Annotated in this window: 17 protein-coding genes; 4 read left to right on the forward strand and 13 right to left on the reverse strand. The window is 61.6% G+C overall.

The window, feature by feature from the left end:
- The first annotated feature begins 340 nt into the window (after positions 1-340).
- The 4 genes from DWV43_RS07805 (at position 341) to DWV43_RS07820 (ending at position 4,638) form a co-directional block, all read left to right on the forward strand.
- The gene (locus DWV43_RS07805) at positions 341-1,078 is read left to right on the forward strand and encodes a DUF4428 domain-containing protein (protein WP_117817857.1); all 738 of its coding nucleotides are present in this window, start codon (positions 341-343) and stop codon (positions 1,076-1,078) included.
- A gap of 24 nt (positions 1,079-1,102) precedes the next feature.
- On the forward strand, positions 1,103-2,425 hold the full coding sequence (locus DWV43_RS07810; RefSeq protein WP_117817859.1) for a hypothetical protein: 1,323 nt from the start codon (positions 1,103-1,105) through the stop codon (positions 2,423-2,425).
- A gap of 48 nt (positions 2,426-2,473) precedes the next feature.
- On the forward strand, positions 2,474-3,715 hold the full coding sequence (locus DWV43_RS07815; protein WP_117817861.1) for an SPFH domain-containing protein: 1,242 nt from the start codon (positions 2,474-2,476) through the stop codon (positions 3,713-3,715).
- A gap of 80 nt (positions 3,716-3,795) precedes the next feature.
- Entirely contained in the window at positions 3,796-4,638 is an 843-nt protein-coding gene (locus tag DWV43_RS07820; protein ID WP_117817863.1) for a hypothetical protein, read from the forward strand.
- Positions 4,639-4,829: 191 nt separating this feature from the next.
- Here the strand turns inward: DWV43_RS07820 and DWV43_RS07825 are convergent, their stop codons facing one another.
- The 13 genes from DWV43_RS07825 to DWV43_RS07885 form a co-directional block, all read right to left on the reverse strand.
- Positions 4,830-5,453 carry a response regulator transcription factor gene (locus DWV43_RS07825; protein WP_117817865.1) on the reverse strand — a complete coding sequence of 208 codons (624 nt, stop codon included), beginning with the start codon at positions 5,451-5,453 and terminating at the stop codon, positions 4,830-4,832.
- The gene (locus DWV43_RS07830; RefSeq protein WP_369832342.1) at positions 5,450-6,943 is read right to left on the reverse strand and encodes a sensor histidine kinase; all 1,494 of its coding nucleotides are present in this window, start codon (positions 6,941-6,943) and stop codon (positions 5,450-5,452) included. Before DWV43_RS07830 ends, DWV43_RS07825 begins: the two co-directional genes overlap by 4 nt.
- Positions 6,944-6,945: 2 nt before the next feature.
- Positions 6,946-8,745 carry a histidine kinase N-terminal 7TM domain-containing protein gene (locus DWV43_RS07835; protein WP_158569851.1) on the reverse strand — a complete coding sequence of 600 codons (1,800 nt, stop codon included), beginning with the start codon at positions 8,743-8,745 and terminating at the stop codon, positions 6,946-6,948.
- Positions 8,746-9,141: 396 nt separating this feature from the next.
- Positions 9,142-10,572 carry a 6-phospho-beta-glucosidase gene (locus tag DWV43_RS07840; RefSeq protein ID WP_117634553.1) on the reverse strand — a complete coding sequence of 477 codons (1,431 nt, stop codon included), beginning with the start codon at positions 10,570-10,572 and terminating at the stop codon, positions 9,142-9,144.
- A 349-nt stretch (positions 10,573-10,921) separates the two neighbouring features.
- Complete coding sequence (locus DWV43_RS07845; RefSeq protein ID WP_117817871.1) at positions 10,922-11,566, reverse strand: DUF4867 family protein; 645 nt, start codon at positions 11,564-11,566, stop codon at positions 10,922-10,924.
- 144 nt (positions 11,567-11,710) lie between these two features.
- Positions 11,711-12,199 (reverse strand): S-ribosylhomocysteine lyase, encoded by a 489-nt coding sequence (locus DWV43_RS07850; protein ID WP_117640520.1) that lies wholly within the window; start codon positions 12,197-12,199, stop codon positions 11,711-11,713.
- Between the two features lie 152 nt (positions 12,200-12,351).
- Entirely contained in the window at positions 12,352-13,842 is a 1,491-nt protein-coding gene (locus tag DWV43_RS07855) for a glycerol kinase GlpK (RefSeq protein ID WP_117817873.1), read from the reverse strand.
- Positions 13,843-13,984: 142 nt separating this feature from the next.
- Entirely contained in the window at positions 13,985-14,926 is a 942-nt protein-coding gene (locus DWV43_RS07860; RefSeq protein WP_117803520.1) for a transketolase family protein, read from the reverse strand.
- Positions 14,919-15,755, reverse strand: a complete 837-nt coding sequence (locus DWV43_RS07865; protein WP_199569423.1) for a transketolase — start codon at positions 15,753-15,755, stop codon at positions 14,919-14,921. The genes DWV43_RS07860 and DWV43_RS07865 overlap by 8 nt, the downstream gene beginning before the upstream one ends.
- A 2-nt stretch (positions 15,756-15,757) precedes the next feature.
- Positions 15,758-17,158 carry an L-fucose/L-arabinose isomerase family protein gene (locus tag DWV43_RS07870; protein ID WP_117817876.1) on the reverse strand — a complete coding sequence of 467 codons (1,401 nt, stop codon included), beginning with the start codon at positions 17,156-17,158 and terminating at the stop codon, positions 15,758-15,760.
- A 256-nt stretch (positions 17,159-17,414) separates the two neighbouring features.
- Positions 17,415-18,425 carry a LacI family DNA-binding transcriptional regulator gene (locus DWV43_RS07875; protein WP_117817879.1) on the reverse strand — a complete coding sequence of 337 codons (1,011 nt, stop codon included), beginning with the start codon at positions 18,423-18,425 and terminating at the stop codon, positions 17,415-17,417.
- 203 nt (positions 18,426-18,628) lie between these two features.
- Positions 18,629-19,603 carry a nucleoside hydrolase gene (locus tag DWV43_RS07880; protein ID WP_117646436.1) on the reverse strand — a complete coding sequence of 325 codons (975 nt, stop codon included), beginning with the start codon at positions 19,601-19,603 and terminating at the stop codon, positions 18,629-18,631.
- A 4-nt stretch (positions 19,604-19,607) separates the two neighbouring features.
- Positions 19,608-20,603 carry a ribokinase gene (locus tag DWV43_RS07885; protein WP_117817882.1) on the reverse strand — a complete coding sequence of 332 codons (996 nt, stop codon included), beginning with the start codon at positions 20,601-20,603 and terminating at the stop codon, positions 19,608-19,610.
- Between the last annotated feature and the right edge of the window lie 120 nt (positions 20,604-20,723).

Here is a 20,723-nt window from a genome sequence, read left to right on the forward strand (position 1 = left end):
TGTGCGGCGTAGGCCGCTTATTAGCCCGTCCAAGAATTGGGGCGCAGTTCACAAACGAGCGGGGATTTTTGGACACCCAAATGACGAGAGTGGAAATCTCCCACTTTGAGCCTGCACATAGGCCAAAAATGGGAGATTATCCACTCTCGTTCTGCGAGCACTCATTGGGGACGTACTTAAATGAGTAGTTTCACTCATTTAAGTACGTCCCCAATGAGTAGGAAAAATGGGCCATGTGTCCCAGTTGTGGAGACTCGTTGAGCCGTCTGGGTATCGTGAAAGGCTGCGCACTCCCCCATCATCAAAAGTGACACACGCTACCAGTTGATGGGAGGCAGCCATGGGCTTCTTTGACAAGATGTTCGAGAAGAAAGAGTGCGCGATTTGCGGTACCGAGCTGGGACTTCTAGGTAAGACAAAAATCAATGAAGGCTACCTGTGCAAAGAGTGCGCCGGCAAGCTCTCCCCCTACTTTCACGGCTATCGCTCCAGCACCGCGGACGATATCCGTGAGCAACTCGCCTACCGCGAGGCCAACGCCGAGCGCCTGGCGTCGTTCAACCCCACGCGCACGCTTTCTGCCGGGCGCACCAACATCATGCTCGATGAGGACGCGGGCCTGCTGATCATCACCTCGCAGAGCCGCTGGCGCGACGCCAATCCCGACATCATCGAGTTCTCGCAGGTACTCGGCTGCGATATGGATATCGACGAGCATCGCACCGAGATCTATCGCGAGACCGAGGACGGCGAGCGCGAGAGCTACAACCCGCCGCGCTACGACCTGGATTACGACTTTAATCTGACCATTCACGTCAACACGCCGTACTTTACCGAGATCAACCTGCGCGTAAACGACTCCACCATCGATCAGCGCGGCTCCATCGAATACCGCGAGGCCAAGCGCCAGGCAACCGAGGTCCGCGACGCGCTGGTGCAGCTGCACCAGGAGACGCGCGACAGCGTCGTTGCCGCCAAGGCCCCCAAGACTGCGGTGACCTGCCCCTTCTGCGGTGCAACCACCATTCCCGATGCCAGTGGGCGCTGCGAATACTGCGGCGGCGCCATCGGCGCATAGCCTCCGGCACGGAAAGGACCGATCATGGCCTTCGAGAGCGTTAACTATCAGTGCCCTGCCTGCGGTGGCCCCCTGCATTTTGCCAGCGCCGAGCAAAAGCTCGTCTGCGACTACTGTGACTCACGCTTTGAAGTCGAAGAAGTCGAGGCCCTCTATCGCGAGCGCCAGGACAAGGCCGACGCCAAAGCCGATGCGGCAGCCGCAACGCCCAAGTCCGTCGCCGACGACGCGGTGCAGGAGCTCGCCCAAAACGCCGGCTACATCTGCTCGTCGTGCGGCGCCGAGCTCGTGTCCGACGGCACCGTCGCCGTCACCACCTGCCCGTACTGCGGTAACTCCGCCGTGGCGCCCGGCCAGCTCTCAGGCGACTTCTCGCCCGACCTGGTGATTCCGTTTAAGCTCGGGCACGACGACGTCACAGCCGCACTCAAGGAACACTACAAGGGCAAGATCTTGCTGCCCAAGAGCTTTGTCACCGGCAACCACATCGACGAGGTCCAAGGTGTCTACGTGCCGTTTTGGCTCTACGGCGCCCGCGTGGACGGCGAAGTGTACTTTGACGCGACCAACGAGACCGTGACCGAGGAATCCGACCGCACCGTCACGACCACCGACCACTACGATGCCTATCGCAAGGGCAATATCTCGTTTAAGCGCGTGCCCGTCGACGGATCGTCCAAGATGCCCGACGGCCACATGGACGCCATCGAGCCGTTTGACTACGACGCGCTGCGTCCGTTCTCGGTCGCATATATGCCCGGCTACATCGCCAACCGTTACGACGAGGACTGCGAGACCTGCAAGGCGCGCGCCGAGCGCCGTATGGAAGAAAGCACGATCTCGGCCCTGCGCGAGACTGTCGTCGACGAATACGACGATGCCACGGTCGAAAGCAAGCAGCTCGACTACACCTGGGAAGACAGCGACTACGCCCTGTTCCCCGTCTGGATGCTCTCCACCTCGTGGAACGGCAAGAGCTACCTGTTTGCCATGAACGGCCAGACCGGCCGCTTGGTCGGCGAGCTCCCCTGTTCCAAGCCCAAGCTCGCCATCGCCTCGGTGCTGTTCTTTGTGATCGGATTTGTCCTCTCCCAGATTCTCTTTATGGGCGAGAACGCCTTCGATCCGGATTACCTCGCCTTTGATATCGAGGGCATCCTCATCAACATCATCGCGCCGCTGATCATCGTGATTATCGGAGACGTGCTACTGGTAGGCCAGCTCAAGACGGCCAACGAGGCCACCCACGCCGACGAGTACTGCGGCGAGCTCGACCTGACCGAGAAGCACGACACCTTCAGCCACACCGAGACCACCGTTGTCATGAAAGACGACAAGGACGACTAAGCAATCCAACCAATACCACCCGGCCTTTGACGAGAAAGGAAGATCACCATGGGACTCTTGAAAGCTGGATTGGGAGCTGCCGGCGGCGTCATGGCCGACCAGTGGAAGGAATTTATCTACTGCGAATCGATGCCTGCTGACGTCTTGGCCTGCAAGGGCAGCAAACGCACCGGTGGCCGCAGCTCCAACACGCGCGGCGAGGACAACGTCATCTCCAACGGCTCCGTCATCGCCGTCAACGACGGCCAGGGCATGCTCGTGGTGCAAAACGGCAAGATCATCGAAGTCGCACTGGAGCCCGGTGAGTTCGTCTTCGATACCGGCAGCGAGCCGAGCGTCTTTAGCGGCAACCTAGGCGATTCCATCAAGGAGACCTTCGCCAATATCGGCAGCCGCTTTACCTTTGGCGGCGACGCGGGCAAGGACCAGCGCGTCTACTTCATCAACACCAAGGAGATCATCGGCAACAAGTACGGCACCGCCTCGCCCGTGCCCTTCCGCGTGATCGATAACAACATTGGCCTGGACGTTGACATCTCCGTGCGCTGCAACGGCGAGTACTCGTACCGCATCACCAACCCGCTGCTGTTCTACACCAACGTGTGCGGCAACGTGACCGATAGCTACACGCGCGACAAGATCGACAGCCAGCTTAAGTCCGAGCTGCTCACCGCCCTGCAGCCCGCCTTTGCCAAGATCTCGGAAATGGGCATCCGCTACAGCGCCATCCCCGGCCACACCACCGAGCTCGCCCGCGCGCTCAACGAGGTCCTCTCTGCCGATTGGCGTGACCTGCGCGGCGTCGAGATCGTGAGCTTTGGCGTCAACTCCATCGCCGCCTCGCAAGAGGACGAGCAGATGATCAAGGATCTGCAGAAAGCCGCGGTCATGCGCGATCCCACCATGGCGGCAGCCAACATTGCCAGCGCCCAGAGCGACGCAATGCGCGCGGCAGCCGCCAACCCCAACGGCGCGATGGCAGGCTTTATGGGCATGGGCATGGCAGGTGGCATGGGCGGCATGAACGCCAGCCAGCTGTTCGCCGCCGGCCAAGCACGGCAGCAGGCCGCCCCGCAGCCGGCTCCGGCACCCGCTCCCGCACCGGCTCCCGCCGCTGCTCCCGCGGCCGGCACATGGACCTGCAGCTGCGGCGCCACCAACACCGGCAAGTTCTGCTCCGAGTGTGGCAGTCCCGCACCCGCCCCGGCACCGGCCAAGTGGTTCTGCCCCAACTGCGGCAGCGAAAACGGCGGCAAGTTCTGCAGCAACTGCGGAACGCCCAGGCCCTAGCCCCTCTATCTGGTAATTGGCGGGGGATCCGCCACCCCCGCATTTGCTTCTATGGGTTTCGTTCGATAAAGGAGGACACCATGAAGACAACGTTCAAAAAGTCCGTACTCGCATTTCTGACATGCGTCCTTGCGCTCGCCTTTGCCCTGACGGGCTGCAGCGGCGGCGGCAAAGACCCCAAGGCCAACTTCGTCGGCAGCTGGGAACTCTCGGGTGGAACCCTGGAGGGCGAAGAACTGACCGATGAGTACATGAAGATGCTCGAGGATTGGGGTGTGCGCTGCGTCCTGATTCTCGATGAGGACGGTACAGGTGCCCTCGACCTGTTCCTTGAAGTCGTCGACCTTAAATGGGAGGCAAAGGACGCCACCACCGTAACCATCACCGCCGAAGACGAGTCGCATGACATGAAGCTCAAGGACGGCAAGCTCATCCTCGAAGAGGATGACGGCAATCTTGTCTTTACCAAGTCCGACAAGGACCTGTCCGGCACGGTGAAGAAGGATCGCGAGGCGGCCGAGAAGGAAGAAGAGATCGACGAGGCCGTCGAAGACGACGACGTCCAGAAGATTGAAATCTCCCCCGCCGTCACCGTTGCCGATGACGACCTGTGCACCATCACCGTCACCGAGAAGTTCAAGGACGAGTGGGGCGACATCGGTTTTGTCGTCAACATCACCAACAAGAGCGACAAGGACCTGACCTTCTACGCTCCTTCCGGCAAGACCAACGTCAACGGCACCATGAAGGAACCCTGGTTCTCGGCTCACCTGATGCCCGGCACCAACGCCACCGAGGAATTCACGTTCTCGAGCGGCGAGCTTGACAGCCTTGACGACCTGGTCAACACGACCATCGGCATCGACGCCTACCTGACCGATTCCTACGAGGACGTCGCCTCCTACAGCGTAACCATCGCGTAGCGGTAGACCACGACAGCCGCGGATTGGCGGACACATCCGCGCACACCAGACGGGGCCGCAGGAGATGATCCTGCGGCCCCGCCGCTTTATGCCGACAGCACTGCCCATACAAGCAGGCCGCCCGCCGTTTTTAGATGCGAAACGGTGGGCGGCCTATCTTTGCGGTGCCGGAACACGGGTGAGCGCATCGATTACGGGCGCTCCATGTTGGGAACGATGCTGCCCTCGGTCACCGCATGCACGGCCAGGCGCATGATGTTGTCGTAGCCGGTCTTGCTCAGGATCTCCGAGATGCGGCGCTTGATGGTGCCCTCGCTCATAAACAGCTCGGCCGCGATCTCGCGACGACTTTTGCCCTCGCAGGCAAGGCGCAAAATCGATAGCTCGACATCGTCGAGGGCTGCCGTGCCCGAAAAAATGCTCTCGGGCGGCTTGGGAAACGTGCAGTAGCCAGCCAACGTGGAGCGCATCACGGCGAACAGCTCGTCGATACCGACGTTCTTGTACACAAAGCTATCGACGCCCGCCTCGCGGGCCTGATCGACAAAGGTGATCTCGGGCATGCCTGTCATGATAATGACGCGACACTCGGGCAGTTGTTCTTTGATGCGCGCCGCCGCCACGATGCCGTTGGAATCGTGTTCGGTGCACACATCCATCAGTATCATGTCCGGACGCTCCTTAAGCACAACGTCCAAGGCATCCGAGGCGTCGGCGATCGCGGCGACAACGGTCATGTCGGGCTGGTCGCCCACGGAACGCGCGAGGCTCTCGCGCAAGATAGCCTGGTCTTCGACGATTAACGCGCGGATCATGAGTTTCTCCTTTGGGACGTGTCGTTGGCGTTAAGCGGAATGGATACCGTAAGCGTAAAGGGCGGGGTGGCGTGGACCTCTAGGCTGCCACCCAGATCTTGCGCGACATGCCTCATACCTGGGATACCCGTTCCCTCGCGATACGATACGGGGGCCGGAGACCCGTCGTTAGAAATCGTCATGTGCGCGACGGCGTCAGCATCCGTCCCCTCCTGCCACAAGCGCACATGGACCCGATGCGCCTGCGCATGCTTGGTGGCATTGGTCGAGGCCTCGCGGATAATCTGCAAAAAGACGGCGGCGACACGCGCGTCCTCAGGCAGCGCGCCCTCCACATCGATCTGCACGCTCACCAGGCCAAAGGCATGGACGATATCGCCCAGTTGCTCTGCCGGTTCGGTGTCGCCCCCGCTGCGCAGATCGGCAGCGATTGAGCGCAGCAGCGGGTCGATCTGCTCGAGCGACTCGTCATCCAGGCGCCCCTCCTCCAAATAGCGATGGAGGATGGACAGGCGCTGGCCGATCACATCGTGCACGCGGGAACGCATGCGCAGGTAGGCCGCATTGTCGGCAACCTTTTTGACTTCTTCGATCTGGGCCTGGAGCTCTTGGCCCGCAAGCTCAAGCAGGTGGTTGGCCTGCGCCAGGCGGTCATGCGCATGCGCATACTCTGTCACATCCAGACCGATTATGCGCTCGAACGAACGGCCCGAGACCATAACGCCATCGCACACAAACAGGCGAATCTCGGCGGGAGAAACCTCGACCACCGCACGCGCCTCACCAAAGCGGTCCAGGTTGATCCGCACGCTGTTCTTACCGCCTCCGGGCATTTGCATGCTGAGCTTGCGCAGGTCGTTCCATGTACCGCTCATATCGCCTAGGTCGGTGGGCATATGAAGCTCCACCAGGTTTTTGCGCATGCAGCGGTTCATGAGCAGTGGACGGCCCCTCGAGTCCAGATACAGGATGCCCACGGGAATCACGTTGATGGTTTCGATCGTCGAGAACGCGGTGATATCCTCCTGGCGGTTACGGACGTCCATCAAGAGCGCCGCGACGGAACGGAACAGGAAGAACGCTCCCTCTGCGATAAGGACAACGGCCCACACCGAGCCCATGGCAAAAACCACCGGCGGTGTCACGGCGCCAACAAGCAGCAGCTCGGCCAGCATGACAGGGCGACGATAGTGCACCATAAGGACCACGCCATAGGCAAAGATCGCGGCATTGAGCCACAGCACTCCGCCCATTGCCCTGGCGCAAACGTCAAGCGGCGCCACCAGATACGAGCCAGACGACGCGAATAAGATGAGCGCCGAAATCATCAGGTGAAGCACAAGGCTCGTCTCGTAGGCGCAAATCACCTTACGGTTATAGGACGAGCGGCGCGATGCGATGAGCGGGACGTGGATCATCTGCAGACACGCAGCCAGGGCAAAGATAACATCGAGCGCAACGATTTGGGGAAGGATGAACGAAATCTGCATCGTCACTCACCCGCCCTCGGCATCAAGACGATCATGCGCAGCTGGCCGGGCTCGCCCTCAAGGCGGTATGCCACGTTGCGCCCTTGCAGAGCGCTTTCGAGCTCTTGCGCAGCGGGCGTCTGCGAAAGATCTTCATCATCGTTGGAAAAAAGCGTGGCGCGCAGCTCGACACTGCACCGGTCATGGTCGCCCAAGTGATACATAAGCGCCGGATGGTCGGTGGTGTAGGCAAAAAACGCAAAGTCATACACGCAGTCGTACAGGGCGCTTACCGTACTGGCGTGCATCGGGCGCCGTATGGCGATAATCGAGGCGCAATCGACATCGATGGTGCGCAGGTCACTTGCGAGCTCGTTGGCGATGAGCTGAATGCGGTCGCGGTCAAAACCGCTCTCCCCGTGCTGTGCCAACGTGAGCGACCCCTTGCGTTTGCAATAGGCGACGAGCATCTTGGCGCGCTGCAGCATGCGGTAACGCTCGTGCGAAGATGCCTCATCGGTCAACGGCGGCAGCGAGCTCAACAGGTCGTACATCCCTTCGAGCGCACGGGCAAGCGCTTGGTCCACGTCTTGGACCAGTAAGGTCTCGGCCTCTTGGTCTGCCAGATGCGTCTTAAGGTCGTAGTCGGCGGCGAGCAGCTCGTTTTGGCGCTGCAGCTCCATGCGACGATGCGCCAGCTCGCGATTGAGCTCGTTGAGCTCCGACACGTCTTGGGCAAGCAGGGCCGATCCGCCCAGCAGTGGAAAGGCTCGGTACATCACATCGGGATCGGACGCCACGGCAAAGGCATGGGCATGCCCGTGTTCCTGGGCCCGCAGCTCTTCGCACACGCCCGCCGGCATTGGCTTTGACACCGGTGTGGCATAGACTTCCTGCAGGTCGCGCGTTAGAACTTTGAGGTCGAGCGGCAAGGTATCGAAGATGCCAGCAATGTCGTGATATGACGGAATGACACCGCAATCGAGACAGATTTCCATCGCCACCACGCACAAGACGCAATAGACGAGCGAGAAGTTGAGCCTCCATGCCCAGGGCACGCGCAGAGCATACGAGATGGCAAAGAACGCACCACCCAACAAAACAAGCGCCGCCGTGCCCGAGAAACGTTGGATGCGAAAGGACGAGGACCGGCCCACCAGGATAAAAAAGGCCACGAAGTTAAAGGCCGTCCACACTAAGACGGCGAAATAGCCCCAGCCGTACGTGTAATCGTTGCTCCAGGTGTCGCTTGCACGGTCAAAGTGGAATACCTGCCGGTGGAAATCGTTGGTGAGCACAAAACCGATAAGTAGGATGGCCACGACCCACAAGATGCTGCGATAGCGACGGCCCGCACGGTGTTGTTCCAGCCCCGCAAGGCGCAGGCCGCACAGCTGGTAGAGCAGCGGAATGAGCGTCATGGGCACGTAGTACAGGTACCACAGCACGGTGGCATAGAACGGTGTGAACGACTTGTATTTGAGGATGACCTCAATCATCCAGAGGGCGCAGATGGTGGCGACGGCAACAAGGCGGCGGCGCAACACATAGTCCAAACAGCGCAGATAGACCGATACACCCCAGATCGAAAATATAATTGCGGCGACAAGCAACGGGAGAGAGCTCGAGTGGACGAGCGCATCCACGACCTCTTCGGACACCTCGCTATAGGCGAGCACGGCGTTGGAAAGCTTGGGGTCGGAGGCAAACAGCGCCGGCAAGACTGCCAAAAGCATGAGGAACAGCACGGTGATGGCGCCGGCGATAGCAAAGACGCGGTGACGGTACACCTGATGTGTTATACCAACAAGGAATCGCGGCATGGCGAAGAGCCTGCCGCCCCTGGGATCCGCCACGGGTGCGGATCGGGCGGTCGCGTGGCCGATATGTCGCTCGCGGGTACCCATAGTGCCTTTAGTGTACCGACAGGCAGGCCCAAAAAGCGGGCCACATGTCCCAAAATCCGCCGACGGCAAAGGGTGTCCCCAGCTGCCACTCATTTAAGTGCGTCCCCAACGAGTGCAAATGACGAGAGTGGATAATCTCCCACTTTGAGCCCACAAACAAGCCAAAAACGGGAGATTATCCACTCTCATTCTGCGGGCACTCATTTAAGTACGTCCCCAATGAGTGCTTTCGCTTCTTTTAACAAAACGCCCGGCGGGCATTAACTGCTCGCCGGGCGTTTTGGTTAGGAGGCTGTGGTTGTTGGGAAAGCCTTAGGCCAGGTCCTCGCCGTTCGTCTCGATGACGTGTTTGTACCAGTCGAAGCTCTTCTTCTTGGAACGCTTGAGGGTGCCGTTGCCTGCATCGTCGCGGTCCACGTAGATAAAGCCGTAGCGCTTGGACATCTCGCCCGTGCCGGCCGAGACCAAGTCGATCGGACCCCAGGTGGTGTAGCCCAGCAGGTCAACGCCGTCCTCGGTCACCGCATCGCGCATCGCGGCGATATGCTGGCGCAGGTAGTCGATACGGTAGTCGTCGTTGATGGAGCCATCCTCCTCGACAACATCCTTGGCGCCCAGACCGTTCTCGACCACAAACAGCGGCTTCTGATAACGGTCGTACAGGTCGTTGAGGGTGATGCGGAAGCCCAGCGGATCGATGGCCCAGCCCCACTGGCTCTCCTGCAGGTAGGGGTTCTTGGCGCCGGCGAAGGCGTTGCCCTGGGTGCGCTCGACATCGGGGTTATCGGCACCGGCGGAGCAACGGGTGCTGTAGTAGCTAAAGCTGATGAAGTCGACGGTGTTGGCGGCCAGGATCTCGCGGTCCTCATCCGTCATGCCCACATCGATGCCCAAACGCTCGAGCTTCTTGACGGCATAGGCCGGATAGTAGCCGCGGCTCTGAACGTCGACGAAGAAATAGTTGCTCTGGTTGTCAATCTGCGCCTGGCGCACATCGCCCGGACGGCAGCTGTAGGGGTAGTAGCTACCTGCGGCAAGCATGCAACCGATCTTGACCTCAGGGTCGATCTCGTGAGCGATCTTGGTTGCCCAAGCGCTGGCGACGAGCTCGTTGTGGGCGGCCAGGTACTCGACGGCCTCCTTGTTCTCGCCCTCTTCAAAGACCAGACCGGCACCCATAAACGGCAGGTGCAAGATCATATTGATCTCGTTGAAGGTAAGCCAGTACTTTACCAGGCCCTTGTAGCGGGTGAAGATCGTGGTCGCGAGGTTCTTGTAGAAGTCGATGAGCTTGCGGTTGCGCCAGCCGCCGTACTCCTTGATGAGGTGAATCGGGCAGTCGAAGTGCGTGATGGTCACGAGCGGCTCAATGCCGTGCGCCTGACACTCGCGGAACACGTCCTCGTAGAAGGCCAGGCCGGCCTCGTTGGGCTCAGTCTCGTCGCCGTTGGGGAAGATGCGGGTCCAGGCCAGGCTCATGCGGAAGGTCTTAAAGCCCATCTCGGCAAAGAGGGCGATGTCCTCCTTGTAGTGGTGATAGAAATCGATGCCGGTCTGCGCGGGGTAGTAATAGCCGTCCTCGAAGTCGAGCATCTTGCGCTGGCCGGAGACCACCGCATAGCGCTCGGGGCCGTGCGGGGCCACATCCACGTTGGCCAGGCCGCGGCCGTCCACGTCGTAGGCACCCTCGCACTGGTTGGCAGCCGTTGCGCCGCCCCACAGGAAGTCTTTACGGAAAGCCATGCATCAATCCTTTCACACGCTGTTTGTCGTGGCTTCAGTATCCCCGTAAGCAGCGCGCTACTCAACGGCAACGGCGCAGGTCGACACTTCTTTTCGCGCACAGGCGCCCCGCAGCCGCCCCCGTCTGACACTTTCTGATACCGCCGCCCCACACCACCACAAAGGGGACAGGCACCTTTGTGGTGGTTGGGGACGGTTTGTCTCGATCTGTAACAGGTAGGCAGCCAAAACCGGGCTTGGTGTTACAGATCGAGATTTTCGGGCAGCCCCCCGCAGTTTGTCTAAATCTGTAACAGGTAGAGACGATTTAGCCCGCTAGATGTTACAGATCGAGACAAACAGGAAGCCCCTAGTCGCAGGTGATGTCGAGGTTTTTGCCGATGAGGCCCACGTAACCGCCCTCGGCCGCCTTGGGGCTGTCGGCGTGGCAGAGGACCCACTTGTCGGCCTTCCAGTAGCAGTAGCTGTCACCGGCGGCAGGCATGTCGGCTGCAGCCTCGGGGCGCGGGCCGTTGGTGCCCGCCGGCAGCGCCACCATCACCTGGAAGCCGCCGTCGTCGACCATGCATGGCGTGTAGTGGAGCGTGGTGTTGAAGACTTCGACGACCGTACCCGCCGGCACGCGGAACGCCTTGACGCACGCGGTGTCGAGCTTGCCGTCCTCGATCTCCCAGCGATGCGCCACGAGCAGGATAAAGTCGCGGGCGCCCAGGTTAAACTCGCTGGCGCGGTGATACTCCAGGCAGTTGAGGCGTGTGTTGTGGCCGTTGCACCAGCCGAGCTGGAAGGGGCGGCCGCCAAACATGAGAAAGCCCAGTTTGTCGGCATCCTTGACGTCTTCGAGCTCCGGCGCACTTGCTACGTACTTGCTGCCCTCGGGAATGGGCGTGGCAGAGAGCGCCTCGAGCACGGGCGACGTGAGCTCGGACGGAACGTCATCCCAAACGTTGCCATAGGATTTGAACTCGGGATCGTTGACAGAATAGATATGCATGTTCACTCCTGTTCGTTTATGTGACAGTACGAACATTCTAGAACAAACATGAGCGATTTTGAACGCTCGTCCCGACCACTCAACAAAAAGGCGCCCCCGCATAAGCGAAGGCGCCCAATGCGCGCGCTTTGAGCGATAAAGCCCTTACGCCTGCTGGTAGTGCAGGTGCTTCTCGTCGATATCGGCCAGGTCGCGGTCGAGATAACGACGCGCAAGCCAGTTGGCCATGGGGAGGTTCTGGTCCAGGTAGTTGCCGCACTCCTCGGGAGCAGCGCCGGGGATATCGCCCTCAAAGCCAGCAACAAACTCGAACAGCTCACGCACAAGCGGCAAGATTTCCTCGCTCGTCAGCTCACCAAAAACGACGAGGTAAAAGCCCGTGCGGCAGCCCATGGGCCCAAAGTAGACGATACGGCTCGACCACTCGGCATGGTTGCGAAGGAAGGTGGCGCCCAGATGCTCGATGGTGTGGCACTCGGCCGTGTTCATGACTGGCTCCTTGTTGGGCGTGGTCAGGCGCAGGTCAAAGGTGGTGACGGCGGCGCCGGTCGCCGGATCGCGGTCGATGCGGCTCACATACACGCCGGGCTCAAGCAGCAGATGGTCAACGGAAAAACTTGCGATGCGCTCCATGGCAGTTCCTCTCGGTAGTCAATTTGGGACGGGGCTCTTTTAGCTGGTTCGAATGGTCGCACCAATCATACCAGTCAAAAAAGCCCCGTCCCAAATGAGCTGCCTAGGACGGGGGTCAATGAGTTTTTAATCCCCGCCCCAGAAAAATCATTCTAGGCCGTGTACGCGATGGTCGCCTCAACGGCATGGCGCCAGCCGGCGATCTTTTTGGCGCGCTCGTCGGCGGACATGGTGGACTCCACGATGCCGCGGGCGCCGTAGACGTCGACGACGTCGCGCGTGTACATGCCCAGCGCAATGCCGCAGGCCCAGGCCGCGCCCAGACCGCTCATCTCGTCGTTGCTCGCGATGCGAATGGGCGAGCCAACCAAGTCGCTCTCAAACTGCATCAGGTACGCGTCGCGCGTGGGACCGCCGTCAACACGAAGCTCGGCCAACGCCGCGCCCGAATCCTCGACCATCGCATCAATGACGTCGAAGATCTGATAGGCGATCGACTCATCGGCAGCCTTTACGAACTCCGCACGGCCCGTGGTGCGCGTCATGCCAAAGATGCAGCCCTCGGCATCGCTCGCCCAGTGCGGCGCGCCCAGGCCAGTGAACGCCGGCACAAAGTAGACACGGCTTGCCGGATTGGCGGCGTAGCACAGGTCGGTGACTTCCTCGGGATTGTTGATGAGTTCCAGGTCGTCGCGCAGCCACGTCTTGACGGCGCCGGCGTAGCTCACGTTGCCCTCGAGAACATACTCGGTCACACCGTCCATACGCCATGCGAGCGAGCTCGAAAGCCCATGCGAGCTGGCGACGAACTCGTCGCCGACGTTCATCATGACCGAGCTTCCGGTGCCATAGGTCGCCTTGGCCATGCCGCGGCTATGGCAGCCCTGGGCAAACAAGGCGGCATGGCTGTCGCCGAGCACGCCGTGAATGGGCACGGGCGCCGGCAAAAAGCCGCGCAGGTCCGTTGTACCGAACAGGCCATCGGAATCGGTCACCTGCGGCAGACACGCCGGATTGACACCAAAGGCCTCGCACACCGGCTCGCTCCAGCAGCCACGGCGCAGGTCAAAAAGCTGCGTGCGGCTGGCATTGGACCAGTCGCAGCGGAACTCCGCGCCGCCCGTGAGCGTCCAGACCACCCAGGCATCGATGGTGCCCAGGCACAGCTCGCCCGCCGCCGCGGCCTCGGCAGCCGCGGGAACGTTCGCGAGGATCCAGGCCATCTTGCCCGCCGGATAGTAGGGCGAGAGCACCAGACCCGTCGTGTCACGCACCAGCTCGGCCACGCCTTCGCGCGCAGCCAGCTCGTCGCACAGCTCGCGGGCGCGGGCGCACTGCCACACCACGGCATCGCACAGCGGCTCGCCCGTCGTGCGATTCCAGGCAACGGTAGTCTCGCGCTGGTTGGAGATGCCGATGCCGGCGACGTCGACCGGATCGACCCCGGTCTCCTCCACCACGGCGCGCGCCACGGCCAGCACGTTGGCGGCGATCTCGGCTGGATCATGGCTCACCCAGCCGGCCTCGTTGACAATCTGGCGATGCGAGCGGTCGGCGCGATGGATCAGATGGCCGCCCTCGTCCACCAGCAGCGCCTTAGTACCCTGTGTGGACTGATCGATTCCGATGATGTATTTGCTCATGTACTCTCCTGTCTCCCCCGTCGATTCAAAACTAAAACCCGACGGACAAGGAGCGAGTGGCCGACCGGCTCATGAGAGCGCAGCCGGCCTGCTCAGAATTCAACCTAAAAGGATTGGTGCAAACCTGTCCCCGATGCACCAATTACTCTGCGGGAAGGAACTCGACGACCGTCTTGGCGATTCCCTCGCCCGTCAGGCCGTAGTGCGCAAAGACCTCGGGGCTCGTACCGGTGATGGCCGGCGCATCGGGTAGACTCAGGCACTTGACCGGACGCGGGCAGTGCTCACCCACGACCTGTGCGACCATGGAACCCAGGCCACCGAAGGGACTGTGCTCCTCGACGGTCACGACGGCTCGCGTGGCACCGGCGGCCTCGATCACGGCCTCGGCGTCGAGCGGCTTGACGCAGTACATATCGAGCACCGTTGCCGAGATACCCTGCTCGGCCAAAAGGTCGGCGGCGTCCACGGCGTGGCGGACCATCTCACCGGTGGCGACGATCGCCACATCGGTGCCGCGGCGCACCCAGGTGGCGCGGTCCATCTGGAACGGGCACTCGTCCTCGGTGTACACGTCCTCCACCGGGTTGCGGCCCACGCGGATGTAGGCCGGCTTGTTGTCGGCAACCAGGGCGCGCACGAGCTCGGCGGTCTGGAAGCGATCGCTCGGCAGATACACGCGCATGTTGGGAATCGCGCTCATGGCGGCGATATCCTGCGCGGAGTGATGGCTCATACCGAGGGCGCCATAGGAAACGCCGCCCGAGATGCCGATGAGCTTGACGTTGGTGTTGGAGTACGAAACGTCGACCTTGCACTGCTCATACGAGCGCGTGGTCACAAAGGACGCCGGCGAGGCGGCCCAGGCCTTCTTGCCGCACGAGGCCATACCGGCGGCGATACTCACCAGGTCCTGCTCGGCGATGCCGACCTCAATGGACTGCTGGGGATACTGGTCAAAGAACGGCGTGAGCGATGCGGAGCCGCGGGAGTCGGAGCACAAGACGACGATGTCTTTATCGGTTGCGGCGGCCTCGAGCAGCGTGTCGCAGATAGCCTTGCGGTTGGCGATCTTGTTAGCCATTGATAGCCTCCTTATGGGCAGCGAAATCGGCGATGATCTGGGCATATTCCTCATCGTTGGGCAGGTGATGATGCCAGGCGGCCTTGTCCTCCATAACCGGCGAGCCGTAGCCCTTCACCGTGTTGAGGATGATGACCGTGGGCTTACCCTTGGTCTCGGCGGCCAGCGTCAGCGCGGCGTCGATGGCCTGGACGTCGTTGCCCGGAATGGACAGCACGTTCCAACCGAAGGCGGCCCAGCGCTCCTCCTGCGAATCCTGCTTCATGACGTCCTCGGTGCTGCCGCTGATCTGCAGGCGGTTGCGGTCCACGAGCGCGCACAGGTTATCGAGCTGGTAGTTGCCGCCGCTCATGGCGCCCTCCCAGACCGAGCCCTCGGCAAGCTCGCCGTCGCCCATGATGGTGTAGACGCGGTAGTCGCGGCCATCCATCTTGCCGGCAAGCGCCATCCCGACGGCCACGGGCAGGCCATGACCCAGCGAGCCCGAGTTCATCTCGATGCCCTTGAGCTTGTTGTTGGGGTGGCCGATGTAGGGGCTGCCGAACTTAGAGAAGCGGGCCTTGACGTCGTCGAGGTCCAGATAGCCCTCGTGGCAGAGCACCGCGTAGTAGGCCTCCATGGCGTGGCCCTTGGAGAGCACGAAGCGATCGCGGTTGGGATTGTCGACGGTCTCGGGCGAAATGTTGAGGTGGTTGGCGTAGAGGGTCATCAGCGCATCGATGACCGACATGTCGCCGCCGATGTGCCCGCCGGCGCCAGCCATGATGATATCGACGCAATCGCGTCGAAGGTCCCAACGCAGGGACTCAAGCTCTTCGATAGTTGCCATTTCTACTCTCCTCGCAGGTAAGCTTTGACGTCTTCTTCGATGGGGTCGTACAGGTCGGGGACAATGCCGATGTACTTGCACGCCTCGTAGAGCACCGGCACCACGTTGGCGTGAATGGCGACGCAATGGTGGATGTAGGGACCCTCGACGATCTTGGTCTCGAGGCGCTTGAGGTTGTCGACCTCGACCCACAGGTAGGTGCCCATGCCGGCCGGGCCGTCGATGCCGCGAGCGTTGCCCAGCAGCAGCGAGTACTCACCGTTGTCGCCGTCAAAGCGAGCAAGGGTGAGGTCGCCGTGCTTGGCCTCGGCCGTCAGCGCGCCGGGGTGATCGAACGCCAGCGGGTAGGTGAGCTTGGGCTTGACGGCCGCACAGCTGCAGGGCCAGGGACCACAGTGCTGCAGCAGCTCGCCGTTCTCGTTATCGGGATGGCGCACGGTCCAGTCGGCGAACATGCCGCGGTGACGGCCCAGGTCGGCGGCCTCGACCATCAGCGCGGTGATGGCGCCATGGATATCGGTCTCGCATACGATGGGGATGCCCATCTCGTTGAGGATTGCGTTGGCGGCGCAGGGCATAATGCCCAGCTCGTCCTGCAGAGCGTTCCAGCACTGGATGGCGCCGGCGTTGCAGCCGTACTTCTCGACCAGGCGCTTCATGGCAATGGCGAGTCCTGCGACCGCAGGAACCTTGTCCTCGGGGATGCAGATCTCAAAGCTGTCACCAATGTGGGCGAGCATGGCTGCCATGGCCTGCTCGTCAGCCTGGGCGTCGCGCACGGCCTGGACAAGCTCGGTCATGGGGATGGGCGAAAGCTGGATGTTGAACTTCTCGAGCAGCTCGCCCTCGTTGCACATGGTCGACCAGAAATCGAACGGACGGGTGGCCATCTGCAGGATGCGGGTGTGCTTGAAGGTCTTGACCACGTTGCACACGGCCAAAAAGTCCCAGACGCCGCGCTCGAACTCGGGATCGGTCAGACGGCAGTTGGTCATGTAGGTGAAGGGAACCTGGAAACGGCGCAGGACCTTGCCGGTGGCGAACAGGCCGCACTGGCTATCACGCAGACGGGTGCCGTCGGGCTCGGGGCGCTCGTCGCGCGGCCCCCACAGCAGCACGGGCAAGCCGAGCTCGCGGGCAAGGCGGGCGCAGACATACTCGGTACCAAAGTTGGCGTGGCAGAGCATGATGCCGTCGACGCCCTCGGCGCGGAACTTCTCGACGATAGGCGCGATATGGCTGTCGTCGAACAGCAGGCCCTCGTCGTTGATGTCGTCGATATCCACAATCTCGACGCCGATCTCGCGCAGGCGATCAGCCGTCAGACCGCGATACTTGATCGCGTCCGGCGCGCTAAAGATACTGCGGCGCGTGGGCACAAAGCCGAGCTTGATCTTGTCCATGTACGTCCTCCCCTAGTCACATGTTCAGTAAACAGACGCATGTTTCGTTTTGTTCTTTTTACTAAATGTTTTACTCTTTTGTTTAGAAGTTTAGCGCGAAATACCCGTAAGCGGTAGAAAAATCAGCCTAAACGGTATGTAAACAAACTGAACATACAAGGGAAACAAAAAGAGGACCCCGAAGGATCCTCTCTTGGTAGCGTTATGTTTACCGCCCTGGCGCGCTTTGACACGCCGCAGACGATGCCGTCTCCGCCTAGATTTCGCGCACGCTCTGGCGCTCGACAAAATAGGTCGACACAGCCGTTTTGCAGGTATAGCTCTTGGGATTGCGGATGTTGCCCACCAGGCGGCGCACCGCGATCTCACCCACCTCGTGCTTGGGAACGTGAACCGTGGTGAGCGGCGGGTTGGAGAAAGCGCCCAACGACAGGTCGTCAAAGCCGATGATCGAGACATCATCGGGCACGCGAATGCCGTGCTCGTTGAGCGCGCGCATGGCGCCTACGGCAAGCACGTCGTTCTCGGCAAAGAAAGCCGTTGGCAGATCTTCGCGCGAGGAATTGTCGAGCCACGCGCCCATGTCGCGATAGGCGCCCTCGAGCGTGGTGCCCAGCGTGACGCGCCATGCCGGATTGGCCTCGAGGCCCGCATCCTCAAGTGCTTGGCGATAGCCGCGCTCGCGGTCCTTAAAGTTGCGGATACGAAGGTCGCCCGCCAGATAGCCGATTTGCTTGTGACCTTTCTCGATAAGGTAGTCCACGGCACGCAGCACCGAATCGGTATTGGCAATGACCACGGCATCGAAGTACTGGCGGTCGCTCCAGCCATCGAGCACAATCAGGTGGGCGGCGGTGTTAGCGAACAGGGCGTAGTCCTCCTCGCCCAACTCCGTACCCATTAGTACAATAGCGGCGGCCGGATCGGCAATCAGGCCCTCGACCTGCGGACGCACGGCGTCTAGGTCGCTAAAGTCGAGCGAGACAAAGCTCGTGCTCATGCCGTGGCGACGCGCCTGGCGCTCCACGCCCTCGATGACCGCGGGATGGAAGGTGCTCTCGTCCAGGATGGCGCCCGTCTTGCGCGCGAGCACAAACTGGATGCTCTCGAGCTGCGTCGACTGCTGATAGCCGAGCGACTGCGCGCACTCCAGGATGACTTTGGCGGTCTCCTCGCTCACGCTGCGCTTGCGGTTGAGCGCGTTGGACACGGTTGCGGGCGAAAAACCGGTGATGCGGCTGATCTCGCGAACACTTGCTTTGGCCATGGTTCCCCCTAGCAACGGTCGTGGCGGAGCATCGTGGCCTGACCGCCCCGTGACTCGACAACTAAACGACCGCAAATTCAATCTAAACAGAATAGTAAATGTTTAATAGCTAGTTTAGCCTGTTGTCAAGCGAAGCGACGCGACTATTCCCCCAACGGGCGTATTTACTCGGTAGCTAATCTGGAACGGGGCACAGAAACCGTTTAGCCAAGGATGCGAGCCATGCGTGCCTTAAACTCCACGAGGAAACGTGGGGCGTCCACGGTGAGCGCCACGAGCGCGCTCTTATCCGGATCGGACAGACGGTGCTCGTCACAGATAGTGCGGCCGCGGTACTCGCCCAGCAGGTCGACACGAAGATTGCAGCCGAGCGCACCCACGAGCGTGGGATCAATCGCCACGGCAACCGCCAGCGGATCGTGCAGCGCGCAGCCGCCCAGGTAGGGCGCGTTCATTTCGTACGAACCGATATAGTGCTCGACCATGCTCGCAAACGCGCAGCCAGCCATAGTGCCCGAGCCCGTCCAGCCGGCAACGTCGCGACGTGTGAGCACCACGCGGTGCGTCACATCCAAGCCCACCATGGTGAGCTTGCGGCCCGAGCGCAACACAGCGTCGGCAGCCTCGGGGTCGCCCGCCATGTTGGCCTCGGCGCCCGCGCTCACGTTGCCGGGCACGGTAAGGGCGCCGCCCATCACGACCACGCGGCCGATAGACATCATCGCCGCCGCATCGCGCTCCAGGGCAAGCGCCAGATTGGTGAGCGGGCCGGTCGCAACGTAGACCAGATCGGGACCATAGGTACGCGCGGCATCAATCAGGTAATCGACCGCCGCATTGCCATCGGCCGACGTCGCGCCCACTGGCTCGTACGGCGAGGCGGGCACGCTTGCGCCGCCGATGCCGTTCTTGCCGTGGATAAGCGTGGTGGACGCCGGCGGCGTGTAGGGTTCGGTCGCCTTCATGGGACGATCGGCGCCCAGGTACACCGGCACCTCGGGACGACCCAACAGATCGAGCACCGCCAAGCAGTTGTGCGCCGACTGCTCGACGCGCACGTTGCCAAAGCACGTGGTGATGCCGACGAGCTCCACCTCGGGGCTCGCGATGGCATAGGCAAGCGCCATCGCATCATCCACACCCATATCCAGATCAAGGATCAGCTTCTTGGTTGCCATTGTTCTACTCCGCTTCTCCGTCTACATCCAAACCGTCTAAACCAAACTTGTGCTCGACTTCCGCACGCGTGGGAATTGATTGCTGAGCGCCCAGGCGCGACACCGTCACCGCCGAGGCGCGAGCACCCGCCGCCATGCACTCAAAGAGCGGCAGGCCCTCCAGACGAGCTGCAGCAAGCGCACCAATAAACGTATCGCCCGCGGCCGTCGTATCGACCACCGCGCTCGAAAGCGCCGGCATGCGCAGCGGCTCACCGCCATCGCCGAGCGTAACCGAGCCGGCGCCGCCCAGCGTGATGACCGCGGCGCCGGCGCCCTTGTCGAGCAGCGCATTGAGCGCGGCGACGCAGCTCGCATCATCTGTGGGCAGAATGCCCGTCAGCACCTGGCACTCGGTCTCGTTGGGGCAGACCAGGTCGACCGCAGGCCACGCTCCTGCCGGCAGGTCGCAGGCGGGCGCCGGGTTAAAGATCGTATAGAACCCCAGCTCGTGAGCGCAAGAAAACGCCGCGGCCGTTGCTGCAAGGTCACATTCGCCCTGGGCAATAAAGACGCTTCCGGCAGCCGGGGCAATCTCGCTGGCATCGCCGTCGAGCTCGTCGGCCACCAAGCGCCTCAGTGCGCGGGCAACGTCCTCGCCCGCAAGCGCATGGTTGGCGCCCGGCGACAGCACGATGCGGTTGTCGCTCTCACAGCGAATGATAGTCGCGGTACCGGTCTCCACGTCATCGCGACGCGCCACAAACTCAACGCCCACGCCGGCATCCTGGAGCCCTGCCACAAGCGCATCGCCAAAGGTATCGCGCCCAACAGCGCCAATCATGCACGTGCGCGCACCCATGCGCGCAGCGGCAACGGCCTGATTGGCTCCCTTACCGCCGGCGTTGGTGATAAAACCGCTGCCACCGACGGTCTCGCCCGCGCGCGGCATGCGCTCGCACGCCACCGAAAGGTCCATGTTCATGCTGCCGAACACCGCAACGATGCTGTGATCCGCCATGGAAACCTCCTCGTCTTCAGGCTTTGCGCCCACCGTCGACCAACGATTGTGCACTCTCGCACCCCCTATAACTTTAGTCCACTTTGATGTGGACGCGCGCTTGAGCTTGCGCCAGCAGCA

The organism is Collinsella sp. AF05-9, assembly GCF_003465595.1.
Taxonomy (GTDB): domain Bacteria; phylum Actinomycetota; class Coriobacteriia; order Coriobacteriales; family Coriobacteriaceae; genus Collinsella.